Here is a 20,900-nt window from a genome sequence, read left to right on the forward strand (position 1 = left end):
TTGCAATAATAAAGGAAATATATATAAAGGTTGGGATACCATGAACATTCGTATTACTGATGAAGCAAAAGCAGCTATACATAAATTAGAACGTGAAGATAAAAAGATCATTCGCATTAGAGGAACAATGACAAACTCTTGTAGTATTTTCGTTGATGTTGATTTAATTTGGGATACATATGATGCAGATGATGTTGTATATAAAGATGCCGAGTTTATCGTACAAATGGATTCATTCACGAAAGACTACACTGGTGATACGGTGAAACTTGATTATAAGACGACAGGTTTTAGTATTACGACTCCGAGTGAGACTTTAGTTTATGGATTGTCGATTAAAAAATAAAAATTGTTTTCAGCTGACAAATGAGGTGAAAAAATGGGTAAATATGTTCCGTTAAAATTTTTATTTAATGAAGAATTAGCAGAAATAATGGCTGATTCTATTTGTAAACACGATCCTAATTTTCCGAAAAGAAACTTCGTATCTTCCGTAACATGTAAAGTTGAAAAATTAGAGTTAAAGCAACGTATAGAAGTAATAGCAGATGAATTACACGATGCATTACAAAAAGATTTTAATGCAGCAATACATATTTTACTGAAAACATTGGGGCCAGAAAACACAACAGAAGTAGGCACATTTACAAACGGATATATGTACATGCCTATTGCAAAATACGTTGAAAAATATGGGCTTAACGATTTTGAAACCTCATGTAACGCCATGTATGCAATAACAAAAAGGAATACTGCTGAATATGCCATTCGGCCTTTTCTCAAAACATACCATGAAGACACACTACACATATTACAACAGTGGATTCATGACGAAAACAGCCACATTAGAAGATTAGCTTCCGAAGGTACAAGACCAAGACTTCCGTGGGCTAAAAAAATGGGAGCTCTGAAAGGTGACTTTACAAATAATTTAAAGCTTCTTGAGCCATTAATGAATGATCCTTCTAAATATGTCCAAAAATCAGTAGCCAATCATATTAACGATATTACGAAAGAAGATAAAGAACTCGTTTTTCAATGGTTACAACATTTACGTCATAAACAGCATCCAGTTAACCCTTGGATTATAAAACATGGGTTAAGAACGGTAATAAAAAGTGGGACATTGCCAAAAGATTTTTCTTTTTAAGTATTTTAAACAAAAACGCTTATACTTCAAAAATGAAGTATAAGCGATTTTTCCTTTTGAATAAAGCAATAATAAACGTAAAAAGTGCTTTAAAATTCTTCTTTATACCTTTATTTTACTAGCTCTTCTATGTTATCATTTTTCTTGATTTTTTCTGATGATAGCCAAAGTGAATAACTTGTTCCATCCTTGTTCCTTAAAAATATGTTAAATTCCTTATTATATAGTTCTTCTTTAAGAATAGTGACTACCTTTCTCAAATCCTCTATTACATAGGAATCATTTCTATATTTTATCTCACTGTCATTGAAAACTAAAGTCAATTCATACTCTAGACAGTTGCCGTCTTTCGGGTGTGAACAAGTAATATCTTCAATTACAAAACGATCATTTTGAATTTCATTTAACCTTTCGCCTACTTTTGTTTCAGTTTGAATCAAATATGTCCAATAACCTCTTACAGTGTTTTTCATTGTTAAAAGCAGTTCTTCTTTCGTTATAGCTTTTTGCACATTATCAAAAGGTAAGCCTATAGATTCACCATTATGATCCTCAATTTCAAGTTTTGTTATCTTTTTATTACTCTTCTGAATAAAATGGAATAGAGCATATAAACGATCTAATTCTTTTGATTCAAATTGACTGTAATCAATCTTGTCACTCGTTTTTAAAGTTAATAATAACTTATCAGTTGGTTTCTCCTCTATATAATCATCATCCACTATATATTGAAAAACATTTTTATTTTCAGGTTCCACGTAACCTAATTTTTTAATTTCTTCTAGCATGGGTTTGAATTTCTTATATTCCTCATATGTTTTTTTCCCGTATTGATATTCATCACCTTTTATTCTTGAATATAAGATGCCATCTACTTCTACTCTAAATTGAATATTTTTGTTATTTTTCGCTTGAACAGTATGATATGTATGTCCCATATTCCCTTCATTTATACCACCCCAATCTGTTACAACCACATCCATTCCGTGCTTTTTTTTCACATATTTTTTCACCTGATCGTCATCTTCATAATTACAACCACTTAAACATAAGAAACATAACAATAGCAACATTACATTTTTCATTCTTTTCATATAGCACCTTGCCCTCTTCCTTGCATAAGAAATGTTTGCTAATTAAAGACTGTATAAAAAAGAGAATAATAACACCTATACATTAATTATTCTCTTTTTTATAGAAACGGGTCGAATCACAGGCAATAACCCATCCTATAACGATTAATGTTACAGATAATAACTTAAGGCCCGTCTTATATATATAATCCAAATCTTTAAGGTAAACAAAGGATATTACTCCTAATACAGCACCCACTATCCCTAGAATCAACCCCTTATACTTTTGTAAAAACATCTTATTCCCCCTTTCGTACAAACTAAATATTCCATATATAAACAATACTAAATTATGGAATATTTTCAAAGAATAAAATTTTTATATTCAGTATATATATCAATTTCTTATATTAATAAAAACATCCCCATAGATAAGTAAATCTAAAGGGAGTGAACGGTTCCATTTTTTTATAAACAGTACGACTTTATTGTTATGTAACAGAAATGTGAAATATCATATTTCACAAAATATGTTGGCACAATGCAGTTTCACTATATACCCCATCCAAAATTTAGTTGTACTCTCACCTTCCCTTATAACTTCAAAGGATTTCCACTCAATTATCCCGAATATACAAATAACCACTCTAACAAGGAGCGAATTTATATGAATCTATTTGAACACGAAACGTAAAACCGTTCCCCTTTAATAAGAGGTCCTCCTTTTTTTCTTTTCTCATCATATCATTTACTTACAAAATAGGAGGATACAATTATGAAACGTGATTTATTATTTTTAACTTTATTAGAAAGTGCTAATACAAATTTTAGCGGTTGGGATTTTTCTTTCATTTCAGAAACGGGTCGAATGAAGAGCGAGCCTTTATCGTGGTCATATGGCAGTACAGCTTTCCAACTTATGCAGCATGCAGAATCAATGGTAGATATGGGCACTGGCGGCGGAGAGTTTTTATCTATGTTACAACCGTTCCCATCAACTATTTTTGCGACTGAGGGCTATGCTCCAAACGTGCCGATTGCTCGGAAGAAATTAGAACCTTTAGGGGTTACAGTTATAGAGGTAACAGATGATACTGCTTTACCATTTCAAGATGGTCAGTTTAATTTAATCATAAATCAACATGAATCATATGCTGCTTCTGAAGTAAAAAGAATACTTTCTCCTAATGGAATATTTTTTACCCAACAAGTTGGTGGTCTCGATTGCGCGGAACTGAATGACCAGTTTGGCACACCGCTAAATAGCGAATTTGCAAGTTGGTCGCTTGAAGCGGCATGTTGTGAGTTAAAGGAAAATGGATTTACTATTTTAGAAGAAAAAGAAGAGTTCCCTTTTCAACGCTTTTACGACATTGGCGCTATCGTCTATTATTTAAAAGCGATTCCGTGGCAAATTCCTGATTTTACTGTCGAAGGTTACTATGAGGAATTATATCGTATACATGAAATCATCTTACAAAAAGGTTATTTTGATGTGAAGCAACATCGTTTTATGATTAAGGCGATTCGCAGTTAATCATGGGGCATATAAAAAAGAGATGGATCTACCATCTCTTTTTTTATTTTCACTCAATATTTTCTATATTTAAACACTTCGTTTCACAGTAATAGCCTTTGCCACCAACATAAACTTTTTCTATTTTATTATCACTATCGGTTGCTAATTTAACTAATATTTCGGAAGGCGAGTGTAAAGAATAACCTTGTTCAAATACATAGACTTCTTTTTGTAAGTAGCGCTGTTCATAAAGGTAGCAAGCTAATGCACCGTTTGAAGTTCCAGTCGCTGCTTCTTCATTGATGTCGTATAGTGGAGCAAAGTTTCTACATATTATTCGATTGTCATTAAAAGTATATAGATGCATCCCGACAACATTATAATACTTGCTGATTTCTTTAATTTTTTCAAAATTAGGTTGCAGCGTATGTAATTGTGTTTCGCTTTTTATAGGAATTAAAATATCTTTTAAGCCCGTGGAGACAATTTGAATTGGGTATGTATTGTCTATAGCTTTACTATCAAAACAGTCGATGAACTCGTTTGGAGATATAACATCATAGAATATCGGTTCGTTTTGTTCCATGAATATGATGTCATCTTTTATGGTAATAGTAAGAACACCGCTGTTCGTTTCAATCGTATAGCGATTCTTGAAAAGTTTATTTACATGCATCAATATCGCGAAAGAGCCAATTGTGGCATGACCACATAAATCAACTTCCTCTTTTGGTGTAAAATACTCAATTTTATAATCAGCAATTTCAGATTCTGATATAAATGCGGTTTCCGCATAGCCCAGTTGTTTGGCTATTGCCATTTTTTGAGTAGTGGTCAATGTATTCTCCATAAATACCACTCCTGCTTTATTTCCGCCTTTATGATCCTTGCTAAATGCACTTGCAACATAAACAGATATTTTCATAAGATACCTTCCTCCCCTATAATAAATTGTAGCATAGAACGTACTACATATATATATTGTTGGATAAATTAGCCATAAAGCAAGAGACAAACTATTTTTTAGCATCTGAACTCTCCAAAAAATAGTTTGTCTAGAGCCTGAGAGTTGGATCTATCATCTCTTTTTTCCCGTTTATTTTTAAAAATTTTGTGGTGGCTTCTAGATTGTTAAGTACGTTCACGTCTCGCAATCGCATCAGCTAATGTAATAAGTTGCTTGCGCGTTATCTTTCCAGCTAACTTTTCTTTTATAACTTTTTCCATTTCTTTTGTAATAATCATACCTTCTATTGCTAGAGTCGCTTTAGCTGCCTCGAAAGCTTTATTCAGTTCTTCTGCACTTTTGAATGCCATAATTTAAGTTATCTCCTTCACATCATTTTCATTTCCTTTTCTAATGAAGCAAATTGTGTACTTATACATACGTTCCTTTTCCCCTCATCTACATATTTAAATTGCATTTTGATTAGAACTTGCTGAATTAAGTTTTTTATTATACAAACAATTGGTTTTTAATGAGGTATTTTACTCATTTTTATTAAAAAACATTCTCCTTATAATTATATTTCACATAATATATTGTACAACTTTCGTTTCAGAAAGGAGTGTTCAAAATCGATAACATAAGTAGCGAATTTTTAAAACAATATTACGATAGTCGAGTCTGGTTATATGATACACATTGGCTTGGGGTCCCCATTCTCAAACTTCCCACTGATCTTTTTTTGTATCAAGAAATTATTTACGAATTAAAACCCGATTTAATTATTGAATGTGGTACTTGTTATGGTGGTAGTGCGTTGTATTTAGCTTCTATATTAGATCTAATTGGAAAAGGTCACGTTCTTACTATCGATATATTCCCACAACCAAATCGTCCATCTCATGACCGCATTACGTATGTAACAGCTTCTTCTGTTTCTGTACAGGCCGTCCAAACCATTTTAAGTATGCGCAAACCTGATGATGTAATTTTAGTTATTTTAGATTCTGATCATAGTAAAGAGCATGTCTCAAAAGAACTTTTACTTTATAAGTCTATCGTTACTACTGGCAGTTATATTATTGTAGAGGATACATCTATTAATGGAAATCCTGTTTCGCCCGATTGGGGGGCAGGTCCAATGGAAGCTGTAGAAGAGTTTTTAACTAAAAATAACAATTTCATAATCGATGAATCTAAGCATAAGTTTTTCATCTCATTTAATCCAAAAGGTTTTTTAAAGAAGATAAAGTGAAACTTTAATAAGTGGGGTTGTGTATAACCCCACTTATTCTATAATCTTCATTTTTGAAAAAGGATAATATACAAATTCCACTTTGCCTATTATATTATCTTCTTCAATATATCCTAAGCCGTTTCGACTATCTCTACTAAGTTCACGATTATCTCCCATTACAAATAACTTATTTGGCGGGATTTTTGTCTTTTGAAAGTTATAAAACACTTGCGTATTATTGAATAAATCTTTATTTGTATACGGTTCTTCTTGCTTTTTATCATTCACATATACTGATCCATTCGTTATGTTAATTACGTCACCAGGAAGTCCTATTACTCGTTTTACATAATATTTCGACTCATCCTCTTCCTTTATAATGACAATTTCTCCGTGCTCTAAATTAGAAAAATGTACTGCTGCTTTATTTACAAATACGTAGTCTTCTTCATATAAAGTCGGTTGCATCGATTTCCCTTCCACTTTACATAAAGTAAAAGAATGATAGGCTACTACCAAAACAAACACGAAGAGTATGTATTTCCCCCAGCCTCTTTTAATCTCCTGTTTCATATCCATTCCCACCTTATTTAAACGCTTTTTAACTCAAAAAATATATCACTGCACAATATGTCTCCATGCAGTGATACTATTTTTACTGGGCCTTGTTCGGCTGTTCTACTGGGACTGGATTTCCACCCGCTCTTTTCGTTTTCAATTCAAAATACGCATCCAAAATCTCTTTACCAATCGCGGAATTAATTCCTGATTTGTCATCATTCACCCAAGGTACAACAACTGAAAAAGCTACTTCCGGATCAGCATCATATGGTGCATAACCGGCAAGAGTTAAATTATAACATTTTTTCCGGTTATTGTTTTCATCTCTTCCAATATCACTTTCTCCACCATATACGGTTTCAGCTGTTCCTGTTTTTCCAGCTGGTTTATACGGTAATCCTTTAAACGTTGCAGTACCTGTTCCGTCAGTTTCTTGAAAAACTCTTCTAAATCCTTCTTTTACATGATTAATGTATGAAGTATCCATATCCACTCGATTTAAAATAACTGGTTCAATAGACCGAACAACTTTTCCAACATCCTCTGGTCTATGTGGTTGCTCTCTCACTTCTTGCACAATTTGTGGTTTCATTCGGTAGCCGCCATTTGCAATTGTTGACATATATTGAGCAAGTTGAAGCGGCGTATATGTATCGTACTGTCCAATCGCGTAATCAAGTAAAAAACCAGGTATGTTATCCGTTCTACCCATTTGACCAATCGATTCATTCGGCAAGTCAATTCCAGTCGGTACCCCTAAGCCAAACTGTCTGAAATAGTAGCGCATTTTATTAAATGTCTCTTTTTTAATATCTAACGGATTGTTTGGCACATAATTTATACCTGCCATTTTTAAAGCTGTATTAAACATATAAACGTTTGATGAAACTTGTAAAGCTCTTAAATCATCAATATCACCAAAGTCTTTCCACGATTTCTTCGGCTTAGTACTGCCTTTAAAATACATCGGTGCATCAAAAAAATGTGTATACGGCTTAATTGTGTCAGTTTGATATCCGGCTAATAACGTAGCCCCTTTCACAGTTGACCCTAATTCATAAGAACTTGTCATCGTTCCTAAAGCAAAGTCTTCTATTTGCATTCCGCCATCTTTATTTACAATTTTCTTTCCTGCCATTGATAAAATTTGGCCGTTTTTCGGGTTCATCATTACAACGAACGCGCGATCCATCATCGGCTCTGCAGAATGAAATGCTCGTAAATTCTTTTCAAGACTTTCCTCTACTTTTTTCTGTAACTCCATATCTACTGTTAACATTAAATTATTTCCACTTTTTCCTTCAGTCACTTTTTCTGTCCGAATAATATTTCCCGCTTTATCCGTAATATTTTTAGACTGTTCTTTCGTTCCATGTAATGCATCTTCGTACTGTTTCTCGATATAACTCTTACCAATGCGATCATTTCGGTTATAATCGCGCACTAAATAATAATCTAACTGTTCTCTTGGCAAACCCTCATTTTCAGTAGAAACGCTACCAAGTATGGAACGAAGTATTTTATCATTTGGGTATTCACGTTCCCAATCCACTGTCGTATCCACTCCTGGCAAACTTGCCAATCTTTCACTTACGATTGCATATTCGTTTTGACTTACATCTTTTTTAACAATTTGCGGCGTCATTTTATATCCCGCATTCATCCTACTTTTAATTGCTAGTACTTCTAAGTCCTCTTTTGAAAGTTCGCTTAATTCTTCTTGCGTAATTCTTTCTCGGCGCAACTCTTCTACTTTTTTATCTAATTCTTTCCCTTCTATCTCTTGCTTCCTAAATGTACTCTCATCTTCTTTCGTCACTTTTTCTGCTGCTCGTTTTTCATTTAACTGCATCCAAAAATCCTTTTTATCTGTTTCTGTCAACTTATTTATATCTTCTGGCGACATTTCAATTAGCTGGGCTAAGTTTCTTGCTACTTGTAAAACTTCTTTCGAATCTGCTCCTTTCATTTTCGTATATGTAACGGTTCGTAGCGGTTTGTTATTTACAATCACTTGACCTACCCGATCAAACATTTTCCCTCTAGGAACAGGTGTGCTTACCGTTACATCTTCCTTTTTGTTCACTTCATTTCTATACGTTTCTCCATCAATGATTTGTACTTTACCTAATTGAATTATAATAGCTGAAAATAAAAGAAAAACGATAAAAAATAGTACATTTAATCGAAAAGGAATATGAGTCTTTTTCTTTTTCGATTGTTTCTTCTGCTCCTTTTTCTGTCTCATTTCGCTCCCTCGCTTCATTCTATTAACATTTCTACATAGAACCATTATGTATCAAATTTATTTATATGATATATATAGAATTTTATATTAATTACTAAAGAAATAAAAGATTTAATTTTCAGTATTTTAATTTTATACCCTATTTATTACCATTCCCCTTCATACGTCATAACATGAATTTTCTTCTGAAAGAATAAGTGTATACAATTGTTTTTTCATACCATTCATTTACATTTCTCTGTATACTAACAATAAAAGACGTTACTAAGGAGAAAATGAAATGACAGATTCATTTACAATACATACTAATACGTCATATTGTTTAAACTTTATGATTTATATTCAAAATATTCATCTCAACCAAAAAGAGAAAAAAGAAAATTTGCGGTTTCCTTACATAGCAAGAAAATTAAATTTCTCCACTGAATTTGAAGTGAATTTCAAAGAATTATGGCATACTCTTCGCAAACAAATTAATGACGACAAAAATGATATCCACATTTTTTATGAGGAAAACCACATCTTTTATGAGAAGTTTTTTGACACCCAATTATGTAATGAAGAATCCTTTAAAGAGTTAGTATGTAGTTTTAAAGTATGGTGGACTAGCATAGCAGGTCAGCTTTCGATAGAATATTCTGTAAGTTAGTATGCTGAGCAACTTTATAATGATTTAGTTTTATACGTAAAGCAACACCAAATAGAGCCTTTACAACATCTACATATTAGCTTACTTTATGACGACTGTGTATTCGTTAAAGGTAATACTACTTCTTACTCTGCCATTTTACCTACCAAAGTCTTTTTTATAAATTATAGAGATGTGGTTACTACATTATCGAAATGTTTTCATATGGCTTAATACAGTAATTACTCAAATAAAAAACTGAGGTAGATACCTCAGTTTTTCCGATAACTTATTTAGCCGAAGATACCCCTTCAACAAATTCACCAATCTTATTTTGAAAAACAAAATCAAAGTTATATTCTTGTCCTGTTCTTTCTTCATTTACTAAAATTGTTGTTGCCCCGACTTCCCTCTTTGCGATTTCCGGGAATGAAGCGACTGGTTGTACTTTTAATGACGTTCCCATAACGATAAGCACATCTGTTTCATATAAACGTGTTATTGCATTTTGATATTGCGGTAATGTATCTCCGTATAAAACGACGTCTGGATTTAAAATGAAATTACACTTCTCGCAACGAGGCACTTCATGATCAATCATATACTGCAAATCATATCCCGCTTTACACTTCGGACAATGTGCTGTTTGAAGCGTTCCATGTAAATCAATGACATGTTTACTACCACCTAATTGATGTAAGCCGTCAATATTTTGCGTTAAAATCGTAATATCTTTCCCTTGTTCTTCTAATTCAGCTAAAAAGCGATGGCCACGATTTGGTTTGTATTGATGAAACGTATTAATTTGAAAGATTTCTTTATAATGCTTCCAAAATTCTTTCGGGCTTCTATTATAGTATCCCCTTGATAAATACATCTCCACATTCGCATCAGCATACAATCCATTTGCTGAACGAAAATCTGGGATACCACTTTCCGTACTTGCTCCTGCACCTGTTAACACTGTAATTTTCTTCGCTTTTTCTAAAATTGAACGTACTTCTTCAAATTGTTGCACAAAAATCACCTCTATGTATATTGCTATACTTATTATACCAGTTGTTTACAGGAAGTGTCGTACGATTCGTTTTGTTTAATGCGTCGTACCCCCAATTTCAACAATATCCACCTCAACTGTCATCGTTACTTCAACTGCCAATTCTATCCCCTTACTAATAGTAGAAAGTGACATACTTGGTTGACCTGGATAGTTACTCGCTTGCTCTGGTAAAAATGGAATATGAACAAATCCACCTTTTATTTTCTTATCATGCTTCTCTAGTTCATGCATAAGACCGTAGAATAAATGATTACAAACGAATGTACCTGCTGTTTGTGAAACGGAAGCTGGTATGCCTTCTTCTTGAAGTCTTTTTACAATTGCTTTCATCGGAAGCGTAGACCAATATGCAGCCGGTCCTTCTTCCACAACCGGTACATCTACCGGCTGGTTCCCTTCATTGTCGGCAATTCTTGCATCATCAACGTTAATTGCGACACGCTCTATCGTAATATCTGGTCTACCTCCAGCTTGTCCAATACATATAATCATTTCAGGGTTTAGTTCTTCTATATACTCTTTTAATACTTTTATTGATTTATGAAATACCGTTGGGACTTGTTTGCTAATAATCTTGTACTCTCCAATTGTTTTTTCATGTAAACTTTTTGCTACTTCCCAAGCTGGGTTGATGCTTTCTCCGCCGAACGGATCAAATCCTGTTAGTAATACTGTTTTCATAGTTTTCCCTCCTAATTAGAAACGATATACAAGGCCGTACATAATAAACATATTGATAATAAAGATTGAAAGAGCTATTGGTACTTGTGCTTTAATAACGGCATTTTTATCTTTTAGCTCTAAAAGCATCGCCGGAACGATATTAAAGTTTGCTGCCATTGGAGTAAGTAACGTTCCGCAATATCCAGCAAACATGCCGAGCGCTGCCATAATCGCTGGGTTCCCGCCGTGCATTTGGACAATTAAAGGTAAACCAATTCCGCCAGTAATAACGGCAAACGCTGCGAATGCATTTCCCATTACTACTGTGAAAAGCATCATTCCTAAACAATACGCCATAACAGCAACGAACGGATACTCTGTCGGTAATACTTGTCCGACTAAATCAGAAACGACTTGTCCAACGCCAGATTTTGCAAAAATACCGCCAAGTGCCGCTAACATTTGTGGTAAAATAACAGCCCAACCGACAGCTTGTAATAGTCTGCTTCCTTCTTGCACAGGCGTTGTTATTTTCGATTTTGTAATACGCATCGCCGCAACGAATGCAAGTAATGCTCCTAACGCTAATGCAACTAGCGTTACTTTATCTGGATCAACAAGAGAAACATTTCCCCATTTGATTTTTCCTAACGTTAACGTACCGATAATTGTAAAAATAGGGATTAATAGTGCAGGCATAAAAACTTTATTTTTTAATTTCTCCGCATGTTTCACACGTTCTTGCACTGGTACTTCTTTCTCCTCAGATTTTGTTACTTTGTTTAGTGAAGCTAACACGACCATAGCCAGCACAATACAACCAACGTAAAACGAAGGGATTATATTTCCGAATAAAAACGTAACTGCAAATAACGCCCAAAACAAGCTAGATCCCCATCGATTTGGATGTTCACGATCAAATGCAATACGAACAGCGATAAAGGCAACGATTATACCTAATACGTAATAGATTGTATCCATTGTGATGATGTTCATTTTATATTGCCTCCTTCTCTTCTTTTTCTTTTGATTTCATCGTTTTCGCTATATATTTATCAAATCTTCTAAATCTGATCCAGCTTACGATAAGTGCCGATATTGCCGTTGGAATACCCCAAAGCGCCATATCCCATACACCGACATGCATACCTACTGAATCGAAGAACCCTTTCATTAATAAAATAGCTCCAGTCGCGATAAATATATCCTCTCCGAAAAACCAAGCTGTATTTTCCGCGGCTGCTGCATTTGCTTTAATCTTTTCTCTCAACTTTTCAGGAAGTTTACCATATCTTCCTTGCGCAGCTCCCTCTGCCATTGGCGCAACGAGCGGTCTTACTGTTTGTGCATGTCCACCAATGTTCAGTCCAAGTGCTGCTGATGATTCTCTTATCGTAAAATATGACATTAACACTCTTCCAGTTGTTGCTCCTTTTGATTTTGTTATAAGTGCTTCTGCTCTTTCTTTTAAACCGTAACGCTCTAAAATTCCGATTACCGGTAAAGTTAATATAATTGGCATAGACATATATCTATTTTCTATGAAAAATTTACCGAACATGCTAATCACATCATAAAAGCTTAATCCTGAAACCATACCAGTAACAATACCTGCAACCATAACTACTAAAAGTGTATTTAATCTAAATAAAAAGCCCACTGCAACAAGTAGTATCCCTATTAATTTAATCATCCCAGCACTTCCCCCTATTTTTTATTTCGGTGCACAAATAGAAATACCATTAAGTTCGAATGTTCTGTATATTTTTCCTGCAAATTGGACTGCTTTCTCTCCATCACCATGTAAACAAATTGTTTGTGCTTGAACTGCTATTTTCTCTCCGTTCACCGCGTTTACGTAGCCTTCTTTCACCATTTGAAGCACTTGCTTTATCGCTTCGTCTTCATTTTTTATAAGTGCATTTTCTTCTGTCCGGCTCGTTAATGTCCCATCTTGTTGATACGTACGATCAGCAAAAGCTTCTTGTACGAGAGTTACATTATATTTTTCCGCAGCCTGTATAAACGCCTCGCTATTTGCTAATCCGTAAAGTAATAGATTGGGATTACTATGATAAATTGCCTTCGTGATTGCATCTGCAATTTCCGGATTTGTCGCCGCCATATTATATAGGGCACCGTGCGGTTTTACATGATGCATTTTCCCGCCTGCTGCTTTCACAAAAGCATCTAATGCACCGATTTGATATAAAACGTAATCGTATACTTCACTTGCTGAAACATTCATGTTTCTTCTTCCAAATCCAATTAAATCAGGAAAACCAGGGTGCGCGCCAATTGCTACGTTATGTTGCAGTGCCTTTTCGACCGTTTTCCTCATTACAGTCGGATCACCCGCATGAAAACCACAAGCAACATTTATAGAGGAAACGAACGGAAGAACTTCATCATCATTCCCCATTTTATAAGCTCCAAAACTTTCTCCTAAATCACAGTTTAAATCGATTGTCGTCACGATATTCCCCTCCTACTGTCAGCTTCGTAAAGTGATGAATTTCTTTAATAGATTCATATTTACTTCTTGTTCTATGTACAATTGTTCCGCTTCTTCAAGCGTAATTTTCTCAAATGAAACATAGTCCCCCGGTTTTAACTGAGCAAGAAGTGGTAAATCTACTGAAATAATATTTCCCATTCTCGGATAGCCACCTGTCGTTTGCCTATCTGCCATTAATATAATCGGCTGTCCTCCATTAGGAACTTGAATGGTCCCAAATGTAACCGGACTCGATAAAATCTCTTTTTCTTCCACTCTATTTAAAACTTCTCCTTCAACTCTATAGCCCATACGGTCAGCGTAATTAGATACTTTATACTCTTTCGTAAAAAATGCCTGTATACTTTCTTCTGTAAATTGATCATATTCAAAATCAGTTATGACGCGAAGCTTAGGGTACTTCTTATACTTTGGCAGTACGCTTTTGCTAATTGCCCATTTCGTTTTGTTTCGCTCATCGTTTTGTAAGTTTTGAATGCAATGACTGGCCATTTCTGTGTGCGTTCCAATTTGAAAATAATCCCCCTTTTTCAGCATTCTTCCTTCAATACCACCAATCGCAGCACGTATGTACGTACTTTTACTTCCCATTATGCGATCAATATGTATACCACCAGCAAAAGTCACATACGCTCTGCAACCGCTTTTCACTTTTCCAAAGCAAAGCATGCTACCTTCTTCTGCTAAAATGGGACGCCATAATGGAATACGCTCTCCATTTAATAACGGTTCCATATCCGCTCCGCCAATCGCAAGTAAAGTCGTTTTCTTTATTAACAATTTAGGCCCCATGATTGTCATTTCGAGTCCTGCTTCATTCTCTTCATTTCCTACTAACCTATTGATCATCCGGAGTGCACTTTGATCCATAGCCCCGCCAACTGGTACACCGTACTGTTGATAATGAAATCGCCCTAAATCTTGGACTGTTGTAAACATTCCTGCATGCAAAACTTCTACATCCATTCTTTAGCCCCCTCAAGTGATACGTACTCTTCTTTTGTTATTGGGATAAATCGTAAATACATACCGCTTTGAATATAGGTTGGTGTTTCTTCTTCTGGATTAAATAATGAAATAGGAGTGCGGCCGATAATATTCCATCCTCCTGGTGTTTCAAGCGGATATATACCTGTTTGATTTCCGCCAATACCTACTGAACCAGCAGGTATTTGTAACCGTGGTGTTTCTTTTCTAGGTGTTTCTAGTTCTTTTGATAGTCCTCCTAAATACGGGAATCCTGGTGTAAAACCTAACATATACACAAAATATGTTGTTTCACTATGTATGCGAATGACATCTTCCGCTCGTAATCCTCTACACTGCGCGACTTCTTCTAAATCAGGTCCATATTCTCCACCGTAGCAAACTGGTATAGAAATATGTTTCGCATCTTGATTCACTTCTTCTTTATACGAATTACAAAGCCCCTGTATATACCGGCAAACGTAATGATATGACCCTTCACTTCTCCCATTTCGCTTCCATACTTCGTATACATTGTAGTATACCGCTAATGAAGTAAAAGACGGCACACACTCAATCATTCCTGTAAACGGGTGCCGCCTCAACGCTTGAAATAATCGCTGCACTTTTTCGTATGTCTCCATCTCAATTTCTTCACCAAATGTAACAATAATTGCTTGATCCCCTAACGCAGAAAATTTCATCCCACTCCCTCTTTCTATGCCAAAAAGCCGAGTTCTTTCGAAATGCGATGTGCGGTTTCCTTCACCTTCGCAATAAAATATGCAATGTTAGTCTCACTGTACTCAATTGCTAATCCCGAAATACTAATCCCCGCTACAACCGTTCCATCGTTTGCGAAAATAGGTGCTGCTATAGCCGCTGTATGATTTTCTAACTCAGAGTAGCTAATTGTATGTCCTTCCTTTTTCGCCATTTGCAACACTTCTAGCAATTGTTCCTTATCCACGATTGTTCCATCTGCAAACTGTTTTAAATCCGTTTCCTCTATGTACTTCCGTTTCTCTTTCTCACAAAAGTACGATAGTAAAATTCTCGGACATGCACCAGCATAAAGCGGTGCTCTTCTTCCAACCGCCGTATACACACGTACAGGCTGAACGCCTTCCATCTTTTCCACATAAATTGCGTCATTACCATCTTGAATAATTAAATTAACTGCTTGCCCTAAACTATCTCTAAGCTCTTTCATATATGGAATCGCAATATTTCTTACGGATAATCTTTGTGAAACAAGTTGACCGAACCGTAAAAAAACGACTCCGAGACGATATTTCCCCTTTTCGTTTTTTTGTAAAAACTCCATTTCTTCTAATGAGCCAATTAAACGATAAACAGATGTTTTCGGCATACTCGTAAGCTGAACCATCTCTGTTAAACTTAGCTCTTCATGCTCATAAAACAACTCTAAAATATCCATTGTCTTAACTGCCGTTTTATTTATACTCATTCTATCTCCCTCTCGTTCCGAATTTCGGAACTTAAATTCCGTTTTTCGAAACAAACATATAATTTAAAATTATAAAATATTCTTTTAATTCTATCAATATTTTTTTAAGGACATGACCCGATATATTTTGTCAGTAATTTAAAAAGCTTAAATAATTAAATGCATTTGTAAATTTTTACATCAAATCATTACATTTCCAATATATTTAAATTATTATGATATATGTAAAACAAAATATAAGGAGTGTTTCTTTTGAAAAAGCTGCTAGTGATTCCTGCTATTATGTTATCTTTTTGTATAGGTTATAATGTGACATTTGCAACAAACGAGGATACTCATTCAAACGCTAAAGTTACACAACAGCATAAAATAGCGAACGAAGAAATTCATTTTTTCGGATCAAGTATTTCTGGCTTTTACTACTCTCATGGAGATGACTTAAGCGTTCTTGTAAAAAATATAGGTGATTCTCCTTTTAGTTACACTTTATATAACGCTAAAGGTTCTTGGATGATTGACGGAACTTTAAAACCTGGGGAGCAAGCAATAAGTGAATTTAGTATAAATTGGAGTGATTGGCTTCCTGAAGGTGAATACAAGATAAAATTTAGAAATAATGACGGTTCTCTTTCAAAGGCTCAAGTTATAGCAAAACCAAACATATAAATAAGGCACAAAAAAAGTATGGAAGAATATTTCTTCCATACTTTTTGTTTTATAACGCTCTTACTTGTTTCAACGGCCAGAAAACAGCTTGTCCTTTTCCGACAATCTCATCTTCTGAAATGAATCCAAACATACGACCATCTTTCGAAACTTCACGATTATCTCCTAAAACAAACACTTGGCCTTCTGGCACTTTCGTTTTTCCTGTGATTTGTTCTAACGTAAAGTCTGGAGTTAAAACACGGCCTGCTGCTTTTTCTTTAAACTCTTTTAAATATGGTTCTTCCATCGCTTTTCCGTTTACATATAAAACATCATTTTTATACTCAACTGTGTCGCCTGGTAAACCAATTACTCGTTTTACTAAATCGTACCCTTCTTTACCGTGGAAGACGATAATATCAAAGCGCTCTAATCCACTTATACTATAACCGATCTTATTCACAAGCACTCGCTCGTTATTTTCTAAAGTAGGCATCATCGATTCACCTTGTACTAATGAAGGTGTAAATAAAACACCGCGAATAATAGCAATTAATACAAGAGTAAATCCTATCGTTTTGGCCCATGAGAATAATTCTTTCTTCGTATTTTCCTTCATCGTTTCTCCTCTTTCTTACGTGTTTATTGTATGATTTGAACTAATTCTTGTACTAAATTAAGATCAATGTCAGAAAAACATGATTTCCCTTCTCTTACCGCTGTGCCGACATGCGCTTGTGTAATTCCAGTTTCATCTAACAATCGCTTTATATTTTCTTTCGTCACGCCAGCTCCAACTACAAGCTGAATTTGGCCATCGCTTACCTTGTGCATTTCTTCAAGTACTGGAATATTATCTACTATATTTCCTTGTCCACCTGAAGTTAAAACGTGAGTCACTTTATGAAATTTCTTTAAAGTTCCCATCGCTTCTACTGGATTTTCTATGTCATCTATCGCACGGTGGTACGTTACATTTATTCCATCTACAACAGATAGTAAATCCGCTAATTTCTCTTCATCCACTTCATTTCGTTCGTTTAATACGCCTAATACAACACCAGCTGCACCTAACTTCTGCGCAATGATAATATCTTCCTTCATCATTTCAATTTCTTCTTCCGTATATGTAAAAGACTTCGCATGCGGACGAATCATAACGTGAATCGGTATATGTACTGCTTCTACCGCTTTTTTAATAAATGCATAACTCGGCGTTAAACCGCCTTCTGTATAAGATGTAATTAATTCAATTCGCTTCCCGCCAGCTCGTTCAATTCGTTTCACATCTTCTAAACATGTTGCAATAACCTCTAGCATGAGATGACCTCTTTTCGTGCTTTTTTCTTATTATAACATTAGTAAAAATAAGAAACCTAGCTTTCTCCTATAAAACTGTAAAAAGAAGAATGAAAAGAAAGATTTTTTTATTGATTGCCTTCATTGTTAATATTATATTCTACTAAAAAAGGAGTAATCCCTAGCACTTCTGACTAGGTATCACTCCTTTTTATTTTAGTTATTTTTCTTTGTTACCTCATTATAATAGTGGCTAAACGCTTCTACTAATGCGTCAACGGAAGCGTATAATTCTTCTGGTGTATTATCTACCCCTCCCATTTCAATAAGTAATGCATTTGGAGAAAGGTCTTGATTATATACTCCGTTCCCGCTTTTACGATCTTTAATAAAAATCCCTCGGCTTAAACCGTAATACTTCTCATCTAAATATGAATTTATTGCCGTTACTATTTTTTTATTTTTTTCATATTTAGGATTTTCTCGTCCTAAAATAAAATAGAGCCGTGCATAATTCTTTCCGTTAATATTTTTTGTTGTAATATTTTTTCGTGCATCATCTCTATGAAGGTCCATTGGGAACATAATATTTTTATCTTGTGCTAATTTATCTTGTAATATTTGACGGGATCCTTTGTAAGATTGGGCCCAATTTAAATTTTTATTGCGCAGAAAATCCCTCATATTTGTCGTATCATGTGAAACACCTATTCCTTTTTCTTCTAACTTTTGTTTTAAATAGTTTCCAACAAACGTAATATTCACTTCATTATTTGTACTGGAAGCATCATCGGGTATCGTAGCACCTGGAATAAGAGGAATAAACGCTTCCCAACTATGTGTATGATAAATAAAAACTTTATTTTCACCGTTATTTTGTGTATTTGAATTTTCACCAGTAGAATTGTTTTCTTTCCCACTCTTTGGGTGTTCAATAGCAGTACCTTTATCTTTAATGTTATCTAAAGGAATACTGGATTCTTCCGGAATATTCGTATAATCTGTTCCTTCCCCAGCAATTAATATTTCTGAATAAAATTGATTCATATTAGGAAGTTCTCGAGTTAATAAACTTCGAAGATCATTTACATTAATGTTTGTAGAAAGTGACAGTAAAAAAGATTCCAAAGACGCTCGTCCTTTTTCTTTATGGAATTCTTCTGCAAAATAACGATTTTCACTTCCTATCATATACATAAGTCCTTTAGTAGAATTCGTTCCTAATAACTGATTTATATAAAATGATTTAAATACGCTTGAATTACTAGAAATGAAGAATGAAGTGAGGATACATATAATAGTGAATAAAATACATATCACTATATACCTTACATTTAATACTTTCAGTTTCACTTTATTCATTTTATATCTCCCTTCATTTACTATATTCTTACGCATAATTTTTAAGTAATATGATTACTAATTTAATAGAACTGCCTCAATTACTATGTTTTCATTTAACCTCTTTCCGTAAAGTGAATGAGCTTAAAGTTGCTGTACGCAAATATCATCAAAGGTTTTAAAAGAAATTAAATAACCTGAGTCTATATAAATATAGAACTCAGGTTATTTAATACTATCTATTTGACCGGAGGCATTGCATTTTGATTGACTTTTTTATTTTCCATGTCAATGTCTAATTGATCTTTCAATAGCTTCACACCTTTTTTTGTAAGATGGACAGCCCGACTCTTATCCGTTTTTGTAATCAATTCCTGTTCAAAAAATAGTTTTGCTATTGCAGATCCTAACCAACCAGAAATATGGTAGCGTCGTTCACTCCAATCAAGACAAGGTTTTGCAAATACTCTCCTTTTTATCTCTGCCGTTTCAATATTTATTCCAAAATTCAGAAACCACCCCTTACCTTGTTCCGTTACAATGTATTCTCCTTCCTTTAAAATTATAAATTCCCTATGTAGTAATTTTTCAGTTATCTCTACACCAAGTCTGCCTGCAAGATGATCATAGCAAGTTCGCGCATAACGAATTTGTTTTAGCTGATCCGATTGTTTTAAAGACCGAACTTGGACTGTTGGTGCAATTGTTCCTAACTTTTCAAGAACTTCTGCTACCTCTTGATTAGCAAGTCGATAGTAACGATGTCTACCATGTTGTTCAACTGTAAGTAGATTCCCCTCTACTAATTTAGAAAGATGAGAACTAATCGTTGGATGTGACACCTTTGCCATATAAGCCAATTCGCTAGCAGGTAGTGCCTGATTATTCATTAGACAATCTAAGATAATTGCTCTTGTAGGTTCAGCAATTAGTTTAGCTATATATGAGATATTCGGATATACATTCATATTTCGATGATACCCTAACTATTAAACTGATACAATTATTTTAAGTTTAATAGTAAAGGAGAATTTATTATGAATGCAATTGATCTTAGTATATTAAATTTGAAAGAAACGAGAAGGCGCTCAGAAAAATTATGGAATTCTCTTCCCGATAATTTTCTTAATTGGAAGCCTGATCATGAAGCTATGTCCTTTGGTGAGATGATTCGTCATGTATGGAGCTCAACTTTTTATTATCATATGATTTTAAAAAACAACGGCTCAATAAATGATATACATTTTCCGTATGATGACGAGCCAATTACTTTTGTAAAAAAAGAAATTGAATTGGCACAATCATACTTTACTGACTTTATAGAGTATGTTCAATCCATAAACATAGCAGAGCTAGATTCAACCCTTATTGATCGAAGCGATGTTGGCTATCAAAGATATTTAGGAGACATGCTATTACGAATTGCCTATCATGATGCGGTCCATGCAGGTCAATTTTTACAATATTTACGAATGGTAAACTTGGAAAGACCTTTAATTTGGGATTAAAAGTTTCCAAACTAACATTGTAATAAAGATTCTTTCAGCCAATAACAATCCAAAATCATGATAA

Annotated in this window: 24 protein-coding genes and 1 pseudogene; 7 read left to right on the plus strand and 18 right to left on the minus strand. The window is 34.4% G+C overall.

Annotated features, from left to right (window positions below; all coding sequences use genetic code 11):
• Positions 1–40 precede the first annotated feature (40 nt).
• Together FS802_RS11990 and FS802_RS11995 are read left to right on the plus strand one after the other, a co-directional pair.
• Complete coding sequence (locus tag FS802_RS11990) at positions 41–346, plus strand: iron-sulfur cluster biosynthesis family protein (protein ID WP_001026165.1); 306 nt, start codon at positions 41–43, stop codon at positions 344–346.
• A gap of 33 nt (positions 347–379) precedes the next feature.
• Positions 380–1,150: a DNA alkylation repair protein gene (locus tag FS802_RS11995; protein WP_098707324.1), complete on the plus strand. Its 771-nt coding sequence runs from the start codon at positions 380–382 to the stop codon at positions 1,148–1,150.
• Between the two features lie 110 nt (positions 1,151–1,260).
• Here FS802_RS11995 and FS802_RS12000 read toward each other — a convergent pair whose 3' ends face one another.
• Complete coding sequence (locus FS802_RS12000) at positions 1,261–2,244, minus strand: hypothetical protein (protein ID WP_098707325.1); 984 nt, start codon at positions 2,242–2,244, stop codon at positions 1,261–1,263.
• A gap of 82 nt (positions 2,245–2,326) precedes the next feature.
• Positions 2,327–2,521, minus strand: a complete 195-nt coding sequence (locus FS802_RS12005) for a hypothetical protein (protein WP_098707326.1) — start codon at positions 2,519–2,521, stop codon at positions 2,327–2,329.
• A 477-nt stretch (positions 2,522–2,998) separates the two neighbouring features.
• Here FS802_RS12005 and FS802_RS12010 point away from each other — a divergent pair, with 477 nt between their 5' ends.
• Positions 2,999–3,760: a class I SAM-dependent methyltransferase gene (locus tag FS802_RS12010; RefSeq protein ID WP_098655014.1), complete on the plus strand. Its 762-nt coding sequence runs from the start codon at positions 2,999–3,001 to the stop codon at positions 3,758–3,760.
• A gap of 49 nt (positions 3,761–3,809) precedes the next feature.
• Here FS802_RS12010 and FS802_RS12015 read toward each other — a convergent pair whose 3' ends face one another.
• Entirely contained in the window at positions 3,810–4,667 is an 858-nt protein-coding gene (locus tag FS802_RS12015; RefSeq protein WP_078183336.1) for a PhzF family phenazine biosynthesis protein, read from the minus strand.
• Positions 4,668–4,873: 206 nt separating this feature from the next.
• Complete coding sequence (locus FS802_RS12020) at positions 4,874–5,059, minus strand: hypothetical protein (RefSeq protein WP_098707327.1); 186 nt, start codon at positions 5,057–5,059, stop codon at positions 4,874–4,876.
• A gap of 251 nt (positions 5,060–5,310) precedes the next feature.
• On the opposite strand from FS802_RS12020, the gene FS802_RS12025 reads away from it, so the two are divergent.
• Entirely contained in the window at positions 5,311–5,943 is a 633-nt protein-coding gene (locus tag FS802_RS12025; RefSeq protein ID WP_002096491.1) for a cephalosporin hydroxylase family protein, read from the plus strand.
• A gap of 33 nt (positions 5,944–5,976) precedes the next feature.
• Here FS802_RS12025 and lepB (FS802_RS12030) read toward each other — a convergent pair whose 3' ends face one another.
• Together lepB (FS802_RS12030) and FS802_RS12035 are read right to left on the minus strand one after the other, a co-directional pair.
• Positions 5,977–6,498 (minus strand): signal peptidase I, encoded by a 522-nt coding sequence (gene lepB / locus FS802_RS12030; RefSeq protein ID WP_000806886.1) that lies wholly within the window; start codon positions 6,496–6,498, stop codon positions 5,977–5,979.
• Positions 6,499–6,580: 82 nt separating this feature from the next.
• Complete coding sequence (locus FS802_RS12035) at positions 6,581–8,734, minus strand: peptidoglycan D,D-transpeptidase FtsI family protein (protein ID WP_001249218.1); 2,154 nt, start codon at positions 8,732–8,734, stop codon at positions 6,581–6,583.
• Positions 8,735–9,014: 280 nt separating this feature from the next.
• Between FS802_RS12035 and FS802_RS12040 the strand changes: the two are divergent.
• Positions 9,015–9,596: pseudogene (locus FS802_RS12040) on the plus strand (hypothetical protein).
• 55 nt (positions 9,597–9,651) lie between these two features.
• Here FS802_RS12040 and FS802_RS12045 read toward each other — a convergent pair.
• The 8 genes from FS802_RS12045 to FS802_RS12080 form a co-directional block, all read right to left on the minus strand.
• Positions 9,652–10,380 (minus strand): NAD-dependent protein deacylase, encoded by a 729-nt coding sequence (locus FS802_RS12045; protein ID WP_141545884.1) that lies wholly within the window; start codon positions 10,378–10,380, stop codon positions 9,652–9,654.
• Positions 10,381–10,455: 75 nt separating this feature from the next.
• On the minus strand, positions 10,456–11,103 hold the full coding sequence (pcp, locus tag FS802_RS12050) for a pyroglutamyl-peptidase I (RefSeq protein ID WP_098655016.1): 648 nt from the start codon (positions 11,101–11,103) through the stop codon (positions 10,456–10,458).
• A gap of 15 nt (positions 11,104–11,118) precedes the next feature.
• Positions 11,119–12,081 carry a DUF979 domain-containing protein gene (locus FS802_RS12055; RefSeq protein WP_001021676.1) on the minus strand — a complete coding sequence of 321 codons (963 nt, stop codon included), beginning with the start codon at positions 12,079–12,081 and terminating at the stop codon, positions 11,119–11,121.
• A 1-nt stretch (position 12,082) separates the two neighbouring features.
• Positions 12,083–12,778 (minus strand): DUF969 domain-containing protein, encoded by a 696-nt coding sequence (locus FS802_RS12060; protein ID WP_098655017.1) that lies wholly within the window; start codon positions 12,776–12,778, stop codon positions 12,083–12,085.
• A gap of 21 nt (positions 12,779–12,799) precedes the next feature.
• Positions 12,800–13,561 carry a 5-oxoprolinase subunit PxpA gene (gene pxpA / locus FS802_RS12065; protein WP_098655018.1) on the minus strand — a complete coding sequence of 254 codons (762 nt, stop codon included), beginning with the start codon at positions 13,559–13,561 and terminating at the stop codon, positions 12,800–12,802.
• A gap of 18 nt (positions 13,562–13,579) precedes the next feature.
• The gene (locus tag FS802_RS12070; RefSeq protein WP_098707329.1) at positions 13,580–14,569 is read right to left on the minus strand and encodes a 5-oxoprolinase subunit C family protein; all 990 of its coding nucleotides are present in this window, start codon (positions 14,567–14,569) and stop codon (positions 13,580–13,582) included.
• Positions 14,560–15,273, minus strand: a complete 714-nt coding sequence (gene pxpB / locus FS802_RS12075; RefSeq protein WP_000672244.1) for a 5-oxoprolinase subunit PxpB — start codon at positions 15,271–15,273, stop codon at positions 14,560–14,562. The genes FS802_RS12070 and pxpB overlap by 10 nt, the downstream gene beginning before the upstream one ends.
• Before the next feature lie 14 nt (positions 15,274–15,287).
• Positions 15,288–16,040 (minus strand): IclR family transcriptional regulator, encoded by a 753-nt coding sequence (locus FS802_RS12080; RefSeq protein WP_000026385.1) that lies wholly within the window; start codon positions 16,038–16,040, stop codon positions 15,288–15,290.
• A 252-nt stretch (positions 16,041–16,292) separates the two neighbouring features.
• Between FS802_RS12080 and FS802_RS12085 the strand changes: the two genes are divergently transcribed.
• Complete coding sequence (locus tag FS802_RS12085; RefSeq protein ID WP_000735602.1) at positions 16,293–16,706, plus strand: hypothetical protein; 414 nt, start codon at positions 16,293–16,295, stop codon at positions 16,704–16,706.
• Between the two features lie 49 nt (positions 16,707–16,755).
• Here the strand turns inward: FS802_RS12085 and lepB (FS802_RS12090) are convergent, their stop codons facing one another.
• From lepB (FS802_RS12090) to FS802_RS12105, 4 genes are all read right to left on the minus strand, one after another.
• Entirely contained in the window at positions 16,756–17,307 is a 552-nt protein-coding gene (gene lepB / locus FS802_RS12090) for a signal peptidase I (protein WP_000662493.1), read from the minus strand.
• A gap of 23 nt (positions 17,308–17,330) precedes the next feature.
• Positions 17,331–18,008, minus strand: coding sequence for a copper homeostasis protein CutC (locus FS802_RS12095; RefSeq protein ID WP_000895100.1), 678 nt, complete (start codon positions 18,006–18,008; stop codon positions 17,331–17,333).
• Positions 18,009–18,203: 195 nt separating this feature from the next.
• Positions 18,204–19,349 (minus strand): stage II sporulation protein P, encoded by a 1,146-nt coding sequence (locus FS802_RS12100; RefSeq protein ID WP_144525042.1) that lies wholly within the window; start codon positions 19,347–19,349, stop codon positions 18,204–18,206.
• Positions 19,350–19,567: 218 nt separating this feature from the next.
• Positions 19,568–20,296 (minus strand): ArsR/SmtB family transcription factor, encoded by a 729-nt coding sequence (locus FS802_RS12105; RefSeq protein WP_098707331.1) that lies wholly within the window; start codon positions 20,294–20,296, stop codon positions 19,568–19,570.
• Between the two features lie 69 nt (positions 20,297–20,365).
• On the opposite strand from FS802_RS12105, the gene FS802_RS12110 reads away from it, so the two are divergent.
• On the plus strand, positions 20,366–20,836 hold the full coding sequence (locus tag FS802_RS12110; RefSeq protein WP_098707332.1) for a DinB family protein: 471 nt from the start codon (positions 20,366–20,368) through the stop codon (positions 20,834–20,836).
• Positions 20,837–20,900 lie beyond the last annotated feature (64 nt).

Origin of the sequence: Bacillus sp. DE0042 (genome assembly GCF_007680225.1) — a bacterium.
In the GTDB taxonomy this organism is placed as follows: domain Bacteria; phylum Bacillota; class Bacilli; order Bacillales; family Bacillaceae_G; genus Bacillus_A; species Bacillus_A wiedmannii.

Excerpts from the sequence above, each read along its gene's own strand:
- lepB (WP_000806886.1), bottom strand. The coding sequence starts at position 6,498 with ATGAAACAGGAGATTAAAAGAGGCTGGGGGAAATACATACTCTTCGTG.
- FS802_RS12015 (WP_078183336.1), bottom strand. The coding sequence starts at position 4,667 with ATGAAAATATCTGTTTATGTTGCAAGTGCATTTAGCAAGGATCATAAA.
- FS802_RS12020 (WP_098707327.1), bottom strand. The coding sequence starts at position 5,059 with ATGGCATTCAAAAGTGCAGAAGAACTGAATAAAGCTTTCGAGGCAGCT.
- FS802_RS11995 (WP_098707324.1), top strand. The coding sequence starts at position 380 with ATGGGTAAATATGTTCCGTTAAAATTTTTATTTAATGAAGAATTAGCA.
- FS802_RS12055 (WP_001021676.1), bottom strand. The coding sequence starts at position 12,081 with ATGAACATCATCACAATGGATACAATCTATTACGTATTAGGTATAATC.
- FS802_RS12060 (WP_098655017.1), bottom strand. The coding sequence starts at position 12,778 with ATGATTAAATTAATAGGGATACTACTTGTTGCAGTGGGCTTTTTATTT.
- FS802_RS12110 (WP_098707332.1), top strand. The coding sequence starts at position 20,366 with ATGAATGCAATTGATCTTAGTATATTAAATTTGAAAGAAACGAGAAGG.
- FS802_RS12080 (WP_000026385.1), bottom strand. The coding sequence starts at position 16,040 with ATGAGTATAAATAAAACGGCAGTTAAGACAATGGATATTTTAGAGTTG.
- FS802_RS12070 (WP_098707329.1), bottom strand. The coding sequence starts at position 14,569 with ATGGATGTAGAAGTTTTGCATGCAGGAATGTTTACAACAGTCCAAGAT.
- FS802_RS12105 (WP_098707331.1), bottom strand. The coding sequence starts at position 20,296 with ATGAATGTATATCCGAATATCTCATATATAGCTAAACTAATTGCTGAA.
- FS802_RS11990 (WP_001026165.1), top strand. The coding sequence starts at position 41 with ATGAACATTCGTATTACTGATGAAGCAAAAGCAGCTATACATAAATTA.
- FS802_RS12010 (WP_098655014.1), top strand. The coding sequence starts at position 2,999 with ATGAAACGTGATTTATTATTTTTAACTTTATTAGAAAGTGCTAATACA.
- pxpB (WP_000672244.1), bottom strand. The coding sequence starts at position 15,273 with ATGAAATTTTCTGCGTTAGGGGATCAAGCAATTATTGTTACATTTGGT.
- FS802_RS12000 (WP_098707325.1), bottom strand. The coding sequence starts at position 2,244 with ATGAAAAGAATGAAAAATGTAATGTTGCTATTGTTATGTTTCTTATGT.
- FS802_RS12100 (WP_144525042.1), bottom strand. The coding sequence starts at position 19,349 with ATGAATAAAGTGAAACTGAAAGTATTAAATGTAAGGTATATAGTGATA.
- FS802_RS12095 (WP_000895100.1), bottom strand. The coding sequence starts at position 18,008 with ATGCTAGAGGTTATTGCAACATGTTTAGAAGATGTGAAACGAATTGAA.
- FS802_RS12035 (WP_001249218.1), bottom strand. The coding sequence starts at position 8,734 with ATGAGACAGAAAAAGGAGCAGAAGAAACAATCGAAAAAGAAAAAGACT.
- lepB (WP_000662493.1), bottom strand. The coding sequence starts at position 17,307 with ATGAAGGAAAATACGAAGAAAGAATTATTCTCATGGGCCAAAACGATA.
- pcp (WP_098655016.1), bottom strand. The coding sequence starts at position 11,103 with ATGAAAACAGTATTACTAACAGGATTTGATCCGTTCGGCGGAGAAAGC.
- FS802_RS12005 (WP_098707326.1), bottom strand. The coding sequence starts at position 2,521 with ATGTTTTTACAAAAGTATAAGGGGTTGATTCTAGGGATAGTGGGTGCT.